The organism is Leucobacter tenebrionis, from assembly GCF_019884725.1.
GTDB classification, from domain to species: Bacteria; Actinomycetota; Actinomycetes; order Actinomycetales; family Microbacteriaceae; genus Leucobacter; species Leucobacter tenebrionis.
Genome location: NZ_CP082322.1, coordinates 2,029,296 through 2,041,172, shown reverse-complemented (window position 1 = coordinate 2,041,172; position 11,877 = coordinate 2,029,296). Strand labels below are relative to the sequence as shown.

General features: G+C 69.1%; 14 protein-coding genes. 4 read left to right on the top strand and 10 right to left on the bottom strand.

Annotated features, from left to right (window positions below; genetic code table 11):
* Nucleotides 1–50 precede the first annotated feature (50 nt).
* Nucleotides 51–1,766, top strand: a complete 1,716-nt coding sequence (gene pknB / locus KVY00_RS09485) for a Stk1 family PASTA domain-containing Ser/Thr kinase (protein WP_223042731.1) — start codon at nt 51–53, stop codon at nt 1,764–1,766.
* Nucleotides 1,767–1,844: 78 nt separating this feature from the next.
* On the opposite strand, the gene KVY00_RS09480 is transcribed toward pknB, so the two are convergent.
* Genes KVY00_RS09480 through KVY00_RS09470 form a run of 3 tightly spaced genes read right to left on the bottom strand, consistent with a single transcriptional unit; the run spans nt 1,845 to nt 3,414 of the window.
* Nucleotides 1,845–2,480 carry an anthranilate synthase component II gene (locus KVY00_RS09480; RefSeq protein WP_223042730.1) on the bottom strand — a complete coding sequence of 212 codons (636 nt, stop codon included), beginning with the start codon at nt 2,478–2,480 and terminating at the stop codon, nt 1,845–1,847.
* Entirely contained in the window at nt 2,477–2,638 is a 162-nt protein-coding gene (locus KVY00_RS09475) for a hypothetical protein (RefSeq protein ID WP_223042729.1), read from the bottom strand. The genes KVY00_RS09480 and KVY00_RS09475 overlap by 4 nt, the downstream gene beginning before the upstream one ends.
* Nucleotides 2,638–3,414, bottom strand: a complete 777-nt coding sequence (locus KVY00_RS09470; RefSeq protein ID WP_223045261.1) for a class E sortase — start codon at nt 3,412–3,414, stop codon at nt 2,638–2,640. The genes KVY00_RS09475 and KVY00_RS09470 overlap by 1 nt, the downstream gene beginning before the upstream one ends.
* Before the next feature lie 61 nt (nt 3,415–3,475).
* On the opposite strand from KVY00_RS09470, the gene KVY00_RS09465 reads away from it, so the two are divergent.
* Nucleotides 3,476–3,751 carry a cell division protein CrgA gene (locus tag KVY00_RS09465; RefSeq protein WP_223042728.1) on the top strand — a complete coding sequence of 92 codons (276 nt, stop codon included), beginning with the start codon at nt 3,476–3,478 and terminating at the stop codon, nt 3,749–3,751.
* A gap of 137 nt (nt 3,752–3,888) precedes the next feature.
* On the opposite strand, the gene KVY00_RS09460 is transcribed toward KVY00_RS09465, so the two are convergent.
* Nucleotides 3,889–4,830: a rhomboid family intramembrane serine protease gene (locus KVY00_RS09460; protein WP_223042727.1), complete on the bottom strand. Its 942-nt coding sequence runs from the start codon at nt 4,828–4,830 to the stop codon at nt 3,889–3,891.
* A gap of 5 nt (nt 4,831–4,835) precedes the next feature.
* Nucleotides 4,836–5,345, bottom strand: a complete 510-nt coding sequence (locus tag KVY00_RS09455) for a peptidylprolyl isomerase (protein WP_223042726.1) — start codon at nt 5,343–5,345, stop codon at nt 4,836–4,838.
* Nucleotides 5,346–5,537: 192 nt separating this feature from the next.
* Here KVY00_RS09455 and KVY00_RS09450 point away from each other — a divergent pair, with 192 nt between their 5' ends.
* Nucleotides 5,538–6,047: a DNA/RNA helicase gene (locus tag KVY00_RS09450; protein WP_223042725.1), complete on the top strand. Its 510-nt coding sequence runs from the start codon at nt 5,538–5,540 to the stop codon at nt 6,045–6,047.
* A 91-nt stretch (nt 6,048–6,138) separates the two neighbouring features.
* On the opposite strand, the gene KVY00_RS09445 is transcribed toward KVY00_RS09450, so the two are convergent.
* The 5 genes from KVY00_RS09445 to KVY00_RS09425 all read right to left on the bottom strand — a co-directional run bounded on the left by KVY00_RS09445 (nt 6,139) and on the right by KVY00_RS09425 (nt 10,929).
* Nucleotides 6,139–6,651 carry an NUDIX hydrolase gene (locus KVY00_RS09445; protein ID WP_255572581.1) on the bottom strand — a complete coding sequence of 171 codons (513 nt, stop codon included), beginning with the start codon at nt 6,649–6,651 and terminating at the stop codon, nt 6,139–6,141.
* A 64-nt stretch (nt 6,652–6,715) separates the two neighbouring features.
* A complete protein-coding gene (locus tag KVY00_RS09440; RefSeq protein ID WP_223042724.1) occupies nt 6,716–7,732 on the bottom strand; it encodes an alpha/beta hydrolase in 1,017 nt (338 codons plus the stop codon).
* A 40-nt stretch (nt 7,733–7,772) separates the two neighbouring features.
* Nucleotides 7,773–8,741 carry a hypothetical protein gene (locus KVY00_RS09435; protein WP_223042723.1) on the bottom strand — a complete coding sequence of 323 codons (969 nt, stop codon included), beginning with the start codon at nt 8,739–8,741 and terminating at the stop codon, nt 7,773–7,775.
* Complete coding sequence (locus KVY00_RS09430; protein ID WP_223042722.1) at nt 8,738–9,457, bottom strand: response regulator transcription factor; 720 nt, start codon at nt 9,455–9,457, stop codon at nt 8,738–8,740. Before KVY00_RS09430 ends, KVY00_RS09435 begins: the two co-directional genes overlap by 4 nt.
* Nucleotides 9,445–10,929 (bottom strand): sensor histidine kinase, encoded by a 1,485-nt coding sequence (locus KVY00_RS09425; protein WP_255572579.1) that lies wholly within the window; start codon nt 10,927–10,929, stop codon nt 9,445–9,447. The genes KVY00_RS09430 and KVY00_RS09425 overlap by 13 nt, the downstream gene beginning before the upstream one ends.
* 128 nt (nt 10,930–11,057) lie before the next feature.
* Here KVY00_RS09425 and KVY00_RS09420 point away from each other — a divergent pair, with 128 nt between their 5' ends.
* On the top strand, nt 11,058–11,807 hold the full coding sequence (locus tag KVY00_RS09420; RefSeq protein WP_223042721.1) for a PIG-L deacetylase family protein: 750 nt from the start codon (nt 11,058–11,060) through the stop codon (nt 11,805–11,807).
* The last annotated feature ends 70 nt before the right edge of the window (nt 11,808–11,877 follow it).

Genomic DNA, 11,877 nt, shown 5'->3' with positions numbered 1-11,877 from the left:
CGCGCTGCGAGGTCTTACTCAGCACCTGTCCCTATACACTTGGTACATCTATGAGCACGGAAGAGGTGGACATGCCAGAGACGCCAAATGGCGGCGAACAGCGCATCCTCGCCGGGCGCTACGCCATCGGCGAGTTCGTCGGCCAGGGTGGCATGGCCACCGTGTACCGAGGCACCGACACCAAGCTCGGGCGGCAGGTCGCCATCAAGGTGATGAAGGCGGATCTGGCCGGCGACGAGGAGTTCCGCTCGCGCTTCCGCCAGGAGGCGCAGTCGGCTTCTCGCATGGCGCACCCCACGGTGGTGCGCGTGTTCGACGCCGGCGACGACCTGATCCAGACCGCGGACGGGCCGAAGCAGCTGCCGTTCATCGTGATGGAGTACGTGGAGGGCACGAACCTTCGACAGCTGATCTCGGAGAGTGAACTCTCGCAGACCGAGGCCTGCCGAGTGGTCGACTCGGTGCTGACAGCGCTCGAGTACTCGCACCGCGCAGGCATCGTGCACCGCGACATCAAGCCAGCCAACATCATGATCACCAAGACCGGTCAGGTCAAGGTGATGGACTTCGGGATCGCGCGCGCCGTCTCCGAGACCTCGTCGACGCTGCAGCAGACCACCGCGATCCTCGGCACCGCCGCCTACTTCTCGCCCGAGCAGGCCAAGGGCGAATCCATCGACGCCCGCACCGACCTCTACTCGACCGCGGTGCTGCTCTACGAACTCCTGACGGGCGACGTTCCCTTCCGGGGCGACACCGCCGTGGCCGTGGCCTACCAGCACGTCAGCGAACGCCCTGAGGCCCCCAGCGAGCGCAACAGCGCCGTCACGCCCGAGCTCGACCGCGTCGTGCTCTACGGAATGGCGAAGGATCGCGCGAAGCGCTTCCAGTCCGCCTCGGAGTTCCGCGACGCGCTGCGGCTCGCCGCGAACGGGCAGATGCCCAAACTGACTCTGGCTCAGCCGGAGACCGTGCTGTTCACCGGCGGCAACGAGGTGACCGAGTCCGATCTCGCGCTGCGCCAGCTCGCCGAGGGCGGCGGCGGCGCGCGCACTCAGAGCCGCCCCCCGGTCATGTGGACCTGGGCCGCGATCCTCACCATCGGCGCGATCATCATCGCGGTCGTGTTCTGGCTCGTCACGCTGGCCCCGCAGACGTTCCAGCCCGATACCTCCCGGGAGGTGCCGCAGCTCGTCGACCTCGACCGCGAGGAGGCGATCACGAAGCTGGCCGAGCACGATCTCGCCGCGATCCCCATCGAGCAGACGAGCGAGGACGTGGCGGCGGGTCACGTCATCTCTACGGATCCCGAGGGCGGCATCATGGTGAATCGCGGCGATTCGATCACCCTCTACGTCTCGACTGGTCCGGTCACCGCCAAGGTGCCCGAGATCAAGCGCATGTCGGTCGAGGACTACAAGCAGGCCCTCGCCGATCTCGGACTCGAGGTCGGGCTCATCACGAGCGTCAACGACCCGCTGGCTCCGGCGAACCGCGTGCTCGAGGTCATCCCGGCGCCCGGCACCGAGCTGCAGTCGGGCGAGAGCGTGGAACTCCGGGTGGCGAGCGGCAAGGTGCAGGTGCCCGATGTCGCGAGGCTGCCGCTCGACATCGCGCTGCAGCGGCTCGACGGTCTCGGCCTCCAGGTCGATCCCAAGGAAGACACGTCCTGCCCGGCAGAGAGCGGTTTCCCCATCACTACGCAGTCGCTCACCGGCGAGCAGGAGCAGGGCGCGTCGATCGAGCTCATGTACTGCACGGGATAGTCGACCGCTCGCCGACAGACGAATGAGGGCCGGATCCTGGTGGATCCGGCCCTCATTCGTTCGACGCGGCTGCCCGCCTCAGGCCTTGAGCAACGGGGAGAGCGTCTGCGCGATGGCGGCAGCATTCGGCAGGCCGACCACGGTGAGCCAGTTGCCGAGCTGCTGGTAGCCTCCCTCGGTCAGCACCGACTCTGGGTGGTACTGCACGCCGTAGATCGGCAGCTCGCGGTGGCGCAGCGCCATCACGATGCCGCTCTCGGTCTCGGCCGTGACGAGCAGGCACTCGGGCACGGTATCGCGCACGACCGCCAGCGAGTGGTAGCGGGTCGCGTTGAACTCGGGGGCGACCCCCTCGAAGAACGCGTCCCCGGCGTGCCGCACGCGGGAGATCTTGCCGTGCATCAGCTCTTCGGCGTGGGTCACGGTGCCGCCGAGCGCTTCGGCGATCGCCTGGTGGCCGAGGCACACTCCGAGCACGGGGATGCCGGTGCGCAACGCGATCCCGACCATCGGGATCGAGACACCCGCATCGGCCGGGGTGCCGGGCCCCGGAGAGATGAGCACGCCGTCGTATTCGGCGGCCAAGTGTTCGAGCTCGCCGGTGCTCACCTCGTCGTTGCGGATCACCCGCGTCGACGCGCCCAGCTGCTGCAGGTAACCGCTCAGGGTGTAGACGAAGCTGTCGTAGTTGTCGATGATCAGGATGTTCGTCATGTTCCGACCGTCACCTCTTCCGGTTCGAGGAATTCGATTGCCACCCACGGGTAGACGTAGGCGACGAGGGCGTATACGAGCGCTGCCGCGACGAGCAGCATTACGATCACACGCAGCCAGGCGGGGCCCGGGAAAAAACGCCAGAGCAAGGAGAACATCAGCTTTCCTGATCTCCTCTCAGGGCCTGATGGCCCTCCATCGTCGGGTTCAGCTCGAGCAGTTCGGCCGGCGGGCCGTCGGCTCGGGGCTGGAAGGACTCGAACACAGAATACGCGATCGCACGCTCGTCGCTGCCCGCCCACTTCGGGTGGCAGGTGGTGAGGGTGAGGATCTGGTCAGTTCCGGGCTCGCCCTCCAGCCGCGGGAACGGGTTCAGCACGTCGCCCTCATCGGGCAGGACGTACTCGATGTTGCGGAAACGGTACGTGTACCAGCCGTCCGCGGTCTCGATGAAGAGGGGGTCGTCGACCCGCAGGTTCATGACCTCGCGGAAGGAGTTGATCAGGGGTCCGGATCGGTGCCCGGCCAACGCCACATTGCCCGGTTCACCCGGCATCTGGGTGGCCTCGTAGTGGCCGATGCCCTTGTCGTCGAGGTTGAGCACGGTCCACCAGTCGGTCGTCTCGGCGACGCGGTTGGCGTAGGTGACTCCGAAGGCGGGTACCCGCAGCACTCCGAACACCTCGGCGGCAGCGGGGCGGGCAGTGACAGGCACCGTCCCGTCGTAGGGCTGCGGCTGCTCCGCATCCCACCGCGCCGAATCCTCTGCCGAGAGATCCGCCTGCTTCGCGGTGACGCCGACGCCGGTGTGCCACGGCTGCCAGACGATGTAGCCGAGCACTCCCAGCCCGCCGAGCAGCAGCAGCTCACCGATCACGGTCAGCGGGCTGAGCCGCGCGCGCCTGCGCCGGCCGCGCCTCTCGCGGGTCTCCATCACCCTCATGATTCTAGAGCGATTGCCTGAGCGCAGCCGGAATCCCGGTAGAATCGAGGGCATGGCAGCAGCTGGGAAGAACGTAAGCAAGCGCAAGTCGGCGGAGCTCGCTCAGGGCGGGGCGGATCGGACCCCCTCGCGCAAGGATGCGCCGAACCCGGTCTGGTTCAAGCCGGTCATGTTCGGCTTCATGCTGCTGGGCCTGATCTGGATCGTGCTCTTCTACATCACGAGCACCACACTGCAGCTGCCCGTGCCCGCTCTCGGCCAGGCGAACATCTTCGTCGGCTTCGGCCTGGTGCTCGTCGGCTTCCTCATGACTCCGTGGTGGAAGTAGCCGCGCTCGCGCGCGTTCCCGCCTGAATGGTTCTCGGGTCCGTGCGCCGGCACGGACCCGAGAATGTCCTCAATCACACCGGTGTAATTCCTCCCCAGTTGGGGATATACCTGTGGATAACTCCGTGGCAACCCCGGTCAGGGAAGCACCGCGAAGTACGCGAAGCTGAGCGCCACCAGCACGGCGCCGATCGCCACGAGCGAGACGATCCGCCGCGTGCGCTTCCGCGGCCCCCGATTCGAGAGCAGCAGCCACATCGTGAGCGCCCCCACGATCAGCCCCCCGAGATGGGCCTGCCAGGAGATGTTCGCCCCCGGGAGCAGGCCGATGCCGAAGTTGATGGCGATCAGGGTGACGAGGGAGGCGACATTCGCGCCGGCGGCTTTGAACGCGACCGCCGTCGCCCCCAGAACGCCGAAGATCGCACCGGATGCGCCGACGGTGGGCACGACTACCGTGGCAGGATCCGCGTAGACCCACAGCATCACGGCGAGCGAGCCTCCCAGCCCGGCGAACAGGTAGAGCACGAGGAACTGCGCACGCCCCATCAGCTGCTCGAGATTGCGGCCGAACAGCCACAGCGCGTACATGTTGAACAGGATGTGCAGCAGGAACCCTGTCGAGTGCGTGAAGGTGGCCGTGAGCATGCGCCACGGCTCGAAACCCACGTCGCTGAACAACTGGCTCGACACCGATTCGGGCACCGAGTAGATCGGCATGTACCACAGCGCCCGCGTGACTCCGTCGGAGAAGAAGTACCGCCCGAGCAGCTGCAGCACGAACACCGCCAGGTTGACGGCGATGATCGTGTAGGTGACGGGAGTGTCGAGCGCAGCCACCCGGCGCCCGGTGACCCGGGCAGACCGGACGGCCCGCTTCGCAGCTCCCGGCTGCGTCTGCTTCACGCACTCGGGGCAGAGCACACCTACGGCGGACGCGGTCTGGCAGGCGGAGCAGATCGTACGCCCGCAGCGCTGGCACAGCGTGAAGCTGTGGGTGTTCGGGTGGCGGTAGCAGACGTCTTCAGGGCCGTACTCGACGCGCTCGCCGAACGTCGGCCCCGATCCGCTCGCTACCACTGGGCTCAGGCCTCGGAGATGTCGACGCCGGTGATGACCACGTCTTCGACGGGGCGATCCATGGCACCGGTCTGCACCGACTCGATGGCGTCGACGACGGCCTTCGAGTCGTCATCGGCGACCTCTCCGAAGATCGTGTGGTTGCCGTTGAGCCAGCTGGGCGCGGTGGTGGTGATGAAGAACTGCGAGCCGTTCGTGCCCGCCAGGCGGCCGGTCATATCGGGGCGCTTGCCGGCGTTAGCCATGGCGAGCTGGTACTTCTTGTTGAAGGTGAGTTCGGGGTGGATCTCGTCGTCGAAGGTGTAGCCGGGGCCGCCGGTGCCGGTGCCGGTGGGATCGCCGCCCTGGATCATGAAGTCCTTGATGATGCGGTGGAAGATGACGCCGTCGTAGAAGCCCTTGTTCGCGAGGTCGACGAAGTTCTTGACGGTCTTGGGCGCGTGGTCGCCGAAGAGATTGATGACGATGTCGCCGTGATTGGTGTGAATGGTGGCTACGGAGGTGTGAATGCTCATGAGTCCAGTCTAGGCGGGGCCACCGACAAGCTCACCGAAGACGCATCGGAATCGCGGGTGCACTCTACCCCCAACTGGGAATCCCTTGCAACCATCCGGTCAGAGGCCGCGCGACGGCCGTCGTTCGGTGTAGCGTTGAACTTACGAGCGATGTCGCTCAGAGCATTGCCTCGCCGAGCTAGGAGGACAGGTATGAAACTCTCACGCAAGCGCCGCCGCGAACTCCGCCGTCTGCGCAAGGACGCCCAGCAGCTGCTCGACCAGCAGCGCGTCGTACTGGGGCACGCGGGCGAGGTGCTGCAGACTGCCGGGCATCAGGCCCGTCAGCTGAGCGACGAGCACCTGCAGCCGCGCATCGAGCGGGCCGTCGAGACCGCGCGCCCGACCGTCGAGCGCGGCATCAAGCGCGCACGTCGTTCCGCGGAGAACGTGCGCCGCGCCACGGCGCCCCTCGTCGCGGCCGCGCTCACACGAACGATCCGCACGCTCGATGAGATCGAGAGCCACGACGCCGCCAAGCAGGTGCGCGGGTTCGGAGAGCGCACGGGATACCTCAAGCCGTCGAAGAAGCGCCGCGCGGGCGGCATCATCGCCGTGGGGCTCGGCATCGCCGCAGCCGCGGGCGTGGGCTACGCCCTGTGGCAGGCCTTCCGCACCGACGACGATCTCTGGGTCGCCCCCGAGAACTCAGCCGAGAGCTGATCGACCGAACTGATCAACGCAGACATCGCCGGGGCGGTGCCGGGTCCTCGTGATCCGGCACCGCTTCTTCGTTGCCGGGGCCGCGCCGCGTTCAGTCCCGAGGCTGCTGCTTGCGATTCTTGGCGTTCGGGCGGCCGCTCTGCTTGCCGCCGGACTTGCCGCCCGACTTCGCGGGTGAACGGCGCGCGGTGATCCCCGCCATGCGCATTCCCGTCTGCACCAGCGAGAGCGTGCGCAGCGAGCGGATCTCGCGGATCGCCACCCAGCGCGCCTCGTCGGAGGATCCGTCGACCTCGTTCTGCAGCGGCCCATCCTTCACCGAGGCGCGGTAGACGATCCGGATCGTGTGGAGTTCGGGATCCGACCCCTCCGGCACCTCCTCGCGCACCATGACACGGGAATCGACCCCGAGCAGTTTGCCGACGCGTGCCTCGAGACCGGTCTCCTCGAGCACCTCGCGCACCACGGCGTCACGGGGATCCTCACCGCTCTCGAGCCCGCCGCCCGGCAGAGTCCATCCGTGCAGGTGGCCTCGACGCCAGTGGGTGAGCAGGATCTTGCCGCGGCGTTCCACCACCGCGTAGGCGGCCACTCGAAGATCCATGTTATGAGCCTAGCCTGTCGCGCTGCGAGCAAGCCGCGCGCCCAATCGCTCCCGGGTGCTACGCTCAGCGATCCGGAGCGATTTCGACCGCACGCCAGCCCGTCAGCCACCGATCGAGGCGCCGATAGGCCTCGGTTCTGGCGGGTTCGCTCGACAGGAAGACATCGTGCAGGGCGCCGTCGATGCGATCCACCGTCACCGTCGGCCCCAGCTTCAGCGCGGCCTTCGCAACCTCGTCGACCTCGAGCACCGAATCGGCACGCGTCAGCTCCTCGCTCCACTTGAGCGGCATCGCGGTTCGCGCCGAGAGCAGCACCTGGATCGGCGCGTCGATGGCGAGGCCGCGGCTCACCCGCGAGTGCCCCTCCAGAATCGCCCTCAGCCAGCCGCCGCGCACGGCGTGCGTGCGCTCGGGGCGCCAGGCCGCGTTGACCTGGTCGAGTTCGTCGAGCGGCCCCACCTCTCGCTGCGCCCTCGTGTAGAAGCCGTAGTCGAGCTGCGGAGCCACCTCGCGCGGGTTCGTGCGCGCGCCGAGGTTGAGCAGCGGCATGAGCACCTGACGGCCCGCACTCGCGAGCTGGAACTCGAGCCAGGGGCTGTTGAGCACCAGCGCGGCCGCTCGGCCGGGATTCGCCGCGGCCCACAGGCTCAGGACGAGTCCGCCCGTCGAATGACCGAACAGCACGAGCGGGCGCGGCTCGACCGTGCCCTCCCCCAAGACCGAGAGAGCGGCGTCCACCTCGAGGTGGTAGTCGTCGAGGTTCTCGATGTACCCGGGCGTCTGCCCCTCGCGCAGACTGCGTCCGTACTTGCGCAGGTCGAGAGCGAAGAACCGGGCTCCCCGCGAGGTCCAGAAGGCCGCGAGATCGCGCTGGAAGAAGTAGTCCGACCATCCGTGCACGTAGAGCACATCGACGCCGTCGAGCAAACGTTTCCCGTGAAACATTCGCTCGAACCAGGCGTCGGGACGGGGCTCGGATCTCACCAGCGTCGCGACGATCGGCCCCTCGTCATCGGTGCCGAGATCGAGATCGATGCACTCGAACCCGGCACCGAGCACGTCCTCCCGCCACTGCGCCATGCGGCCATTCTACGGGCGGGCCTCAGCGGGCGGCGGGCGCTCAGCGCAGCGTCACCTCGGCGAGCGATGCCCGTACGCTCACGACGTTCTTCGACTGGTCGTTCGTGGAGAGCCTGTTGTCGGTCGCACCCAGCTCGCCTTCCGCGTCGACTCGGTACTCCCCCTCGGGCAGCTTCAGGTCGGCGCTGCCGGTGCTCGCTTCAAGGTCGACGAGCGCGGGCGCGGTCCCCGACAGCACGGCCCGCAGGTCCCCCACCTCGAGGTCGAACTCGGCCTCGCGCACGTCCTTCGCCTCGATCGAAGCCTCGCCCGTGCGCACAGAGGCCGACAGATCCCGTGCGCTGCCGATGAAGCCGAGCGAACCCGCGTTCACATCGAGCGAGAGCTCCGCGAAGTCGCCCGCGACCTGCAGCTCACCGCTGTTGATCGTGAGATCCCCGTTCAGCAGGTCCCCCTCGCCGAGGCTCCGCGGCAGCGTCAGCTTGACCCGCTCCCCGCCGCCCCGCTCGCCGCAACCGAACAGGCATCCATCGGTGCGCGGGCCCGAGGCGCGCTCGACCACCAGTTCCTCGTCCTCGGCGCGCATCGTCCACTCGCCGCCGCGACCGCTGCCGCGGTGGTCGACCGTCAGCACCGCCTCGTCCACGTCATAGAACTCGAGTGTGAATGACGCGGCCGAGGCGTCCACCTCAAGCCCGGTGATCCCGATCACGGGCGATCGCAGCTCGGCCCCGGAGGTCGCGTTGTCCGCGCTGCTCCCGCCTCGATCGTCCCACCCTCCGTCGTCGAAGACGCCGTCCTCGTCGAAGGGCACGACGGCCGAGAGATCCGGCCGCGGGGAGAACACGCCGAAGGTGTTCAGCGTGCTCGACACCGCGGCGCCGAAGAGCACGGCGCCGCCCACGACGGCGGTGACGATGGTGATGGTGCTCGCGGTCGAGGTGCGCGATGCGGAGGGGGCGGAGGGGGCGGAGGGGGCGGAGGGGGCGGAGGACTCGGTGGTGCTCATGAGAATGGTCCCGTCTGTGTGTTGATGGACGCACCGGGGGCGCCCGGGGCGGATCCCCCGGTCGGCCCGGCCGTGCTCTCGATATGGGCGATCGCGGCGAGCACGCGGCGGTTGCCGCCGTCCTCGGCGTCGAGCCCGAGTTTCTGGAAGATCGCCGTGATGTGCTTCTCCACACTCGCCTCCGAGAGGAAGAGCAGTGCGGCGATGGCCTGGTTGGAGCGCCCCTCGGCGAGGGCCGCGAGCACGGTGCGCTCGCGGTCGGTGAGGGATCGCATGCGGTTGTCGCGGCTGCGGCGGGTGAGCAGCTGCGCCACCACCTCGGGGTCGAGCACGGTCGCGCCCTGGCCGATCCGCTCCACCGATTCGATGAACTCCCCGACGTCGGCGACCCGGTCCTTGAGCAGGTAGCCGAAGGCTCCGCCCTGGCCCGAGATTAGCTCGCTCGCATAGCGCTCCTCGACGTACTGCGAGAGCACCAGCACCGCGAGGCCGGGGCGGGCGCGGCGCAGCTGGATCGCCGCGCGGATCCCCTCATCGGTGAACGTCGGGGGCAGACGCACGTCGAGGATGCAGAGATCCGGATCCGTCGCCCCCACCCGCTCCATCAGTTCGTCGGCGTCGGGCAGCGCGGCGACCACCTCGTGCCCTCCGTGCTCCAGCAGGCGCACGAGGCCCTCGCGCAGCAGCACCGAGTCTTCGCAGATCAGGATGCGCATGGCACACTCACCTCCAGGGTGGTCGGCCCGCCGAGCGGGCTGTCGAGTCGTGTGGTGCCACCCGCCGCGAGCACCCGGTTCTTCACACCGTCGAGACCGCCGCCCGGAAGCACTGTCGCTCCCCCGATGCCGTTGTCCTCGACGCGAGCCCACAGCGTGCGCTCATCTCGCACCCGCACGACCACGCGGCACTCGCTCGCCCGGGAGTGCTTCGCCGCGTTCGTGAGCGACTCGGCGATCGCGAAGTACACGGCCGCTTCCGCGTCGCGGCTGCACCGCTCGGGCAACCTGACGTCGAGCTGCACGGGCACGTGGGATCGCGCCGCGAGCGCCGACAATGCGGCATCCAAGCCCCGATCGTCGAGCACGGACGCGTAAATGCCGCGCGCCAGCTGTCGCAGTTCGGTGATGGCGGCCTTCGTCGAGGTGTGCGCCTCGGCCACGAGCGCCTTCGCAGCCTCGGGATCGGTGTCGATCTTCTCCTGCGCGAGCCCCAGGGTCATGCCCACCGAGACGAGTCGCGGCTGCACGCCGTCGTGGAGGTCGCGCTCGATGCGGGTGCGCTCGACATCGGCGGCCCGCACGGCGCCCTCGCGCTGCGCGGTGGAGGTGCGCACCTGCTCGGTGAGCTGCTCCTCCTTCACGTCGGCTCCCACGATCGCCACCGAGATCAGTCGGTGCAGCAACGCGAGCGCCACGATCCCCGCTGCGCACAGCACCGCACCGATGAGACCCGGTTGCCACCACACCGAGAAGGTGCGGAACATGCCGATGAGCGAATGCACGAGGCCCTGAGCGAGCCCCAGCACCCCGATGCCCATGAGGCTCGCGATGCCGAAGTTGGCCAGCGCGCGCCACATGCGGCCGTCGATCGACTGGCGGCCGATCGAGCGCAACCACCCCTTGAAACCGGGCTGCTCCTGCGGGCTCAGGCGCAGCGTCGGCGTGTCGAGCAGGTACAGGCCGCTCACGCGATGCGTCTCGAACCAGGCGATCCCGAACAGCGCATACACGAGCCCGACCAGCACCACCGCGCCGATGCCGAGCACCAGCAGCAGGCCGAGGCCCGTGCCGAGCGCCCCGAACAGGAGCCCGATCACGGTGAAGCCCACGACACCGACCGCGGCGAGGTGCAGGATCGTCATGGCGATGCGCAGCGGCGGACGCTTCGCCCGCGGCTGAGGATCGAGCCGGGGCTCGGGCTGAGGCTCGGGACGGCCCGCGGGCGGAGCCGGGGCCGGCGGGACCGGGGCGTGGGTGCTCGCCGGCGGGACCGGGGCTGGCGGAACCGAGGCCGGCGGGGCGCTCTGCGGCGGAAGAGGGGCGCTCCCCGGCGGAACCGGGCCGCCCGCCCCGGCACCGGTCGGCTGCTCGGGCAGTTTCTGCGTGACCTGCTGATCCGACGCGAGCGGCACTGTCGGGGCCCCGGGGGCGAGCTGCCCGTCGGGGAGCGGCTGTGTCTGTGGTGTCATGCTTCTACGCTAGGCCGTGGCCCGCGGCCCGCGACACCGAGGGACCCGGAGAGAAGACTTCCGGTTTCCCCTACCCCGGTTCTGCCACCCCCTGTTCTTCGCGCGGGATCCGTGCGTAGTCTGAGGTCATGGACACACACGAAGCACCGCATCCCGGCACTGACGCTCCCCTCCCGCAGCTCGACGAGACCGGGCTCTCCCGAGTGCTCGTGGTGGTCGCCCACCCCGATGACGCGGAGTACGGCACCTCGGCCGCGGTCGCCCACTGGGTATCGCGCGGCATCGAGGTGGGCTACCTGCTGCTCACGGCCGGTGAGGCCGGCATGCAGCGACCGCCCGAGGAGGCCGGCCCCCTGCGCGCTCGAGAGCAGCGCGCAGCCTGCGAGGCGGTCGGCGTGGAGCGCCTGACGATCCTCGACTTCCCCGACGGCGTACTCGAGTACGGCCTCGACCTGCGGCGCGCGATCGCTCGGGAGATCCGCGCCTTCCGACCCGATGCCGTGGTGTGCGGGGCGGGTGAGCTCGTGGTGGAGTGGGGATTCGACCACGCGGATCACCGCGCCGCGGGCCTCGCGACGATCGACGCGGTGCGCGACGCCGACAACCGATGGGTGTTCCCCGAGCTGCTGCACGAGGAGGATCTGGCGCCGTGGGGCGCGAGCCGGCTGCTGCTCACGGGCACCCGCCCCACGCACTGCGTGGTCGTCGACGAGGAGGCCGAGCGGCGGGCCGTCGCATCGCTCGGCGCGCACGAGGCCTACCTCGCCGATCTGCCCTGGCACCCCTCCCCCGAGGAGCTCGTCACCGGAGTGCTGGCCCAGCAGGGCGCCCTTGCCGGCGTGCCGCGCGGCGTGGCCTTCGCGGAGCACCGCCTGTAGGTCGCGTAGGGGCCGGTGCAGGCTATTGTCGGCCTGCGCGAGTAACGTGCGCCGCCCGGCTCCCCCGCGC

Excerpts from the sequence above, each read along its gene's own strand:
- KVY00_RS09425 (WP_255572579.1), bottom strand. The coding sequence starts at position 10,929 with ATGACACCACAGACACAGCCGCTCCCCGACGGGCAGCTCGCCCCCGGG.
- KVY00_RS09455 (WP_223042726.1), bottom strand. The coding sequence starts at position 5,345 with ATGAGCATTCACACCTCCGTAGCCACCATTCACACCAATCACGGCGAC.
- pknB (WP_223042731.1), top strand. The coding sequence starts at position 51 with ATGAGCACGGAAGAGGTGGACATGCCAGAGACGCCAAATGGCGGCGAA.
- KVY00_RS09420 (WP_223042721.1), top strand. The coding sequence starts at position 11,058 with ATGGACACACACGAAGCACCGCATCCCGGCACTGACGCTCCCCTCCCG.
- KVY00_RS09430 (WP_223042722.1), bottom strand. The coding sequence starts at position 9,457 with ATGCGCATCCTGATCTGCGAAGACTCGGTGCTGCTGCGCGAGGGCCTC.
- KVY00_RS09475 (WP_223042729.1), bottom strand. The coding sequence starts at position 2,638 with ATGTTCTCCTTGCTCTGGCGTTTTTTCCCGGGCCCCGCCTGGCTGCGT.
- KVY00_RS09470 (WP_223045261.1), bottom strand. The coding sequence starts at position 3,414 with ATGGAGACCCGCGAGAGGCGCGGCCGGCGCAGGCGCGCGCGGCTCAGC.
- KVY00_RS09445 (WP_255572581.1), bottom strand. The coding sequence starts at position 6,651 with ATGGATCTTCGAGTGGCCGCCTACGCGGTGGTGGAACGCCGCGGCAAG.
- KVY00_RS09440 (WP_223042724.1), bottom strand. The coding sequence starts at position 7,732 with ATGGCGCAGTGGCGGGAGGACGTGCTCGGTGCCGGGTTCGAGTGCATC.
- KVY00_RS09435 (WP_223042723.1), bottom strand. The coding sequence starts at position 8,741 with ATGAGCACCACCGAGTCCTCCGCCCCCTCCGCCCCCTCCGCCCCCTCC.
- KVY00_RS09450 (WP_223042725.1), top strand. The coding sequence starts at position 5,538 with ATGAAACTCTCACGCAAGCGCCGCCGCGAACTCCGCCGTCTGCGCAAG.
- KVY00_RS09480 (WP_223042730.1), bottom strand. The coding sequence starts at position 2,480 with ATGACGAACATCCTGATCATCGACAACTACGACAGCTTCGTCTACACC.
- KVY00_RS09465 (WP_223042728.1), top strand. The coding sequence starts at position 3,476 with ATGGCAGCAGCTGGGAAGAACGTAAGCAAGCGCAAGTCGGCGGAGCTC.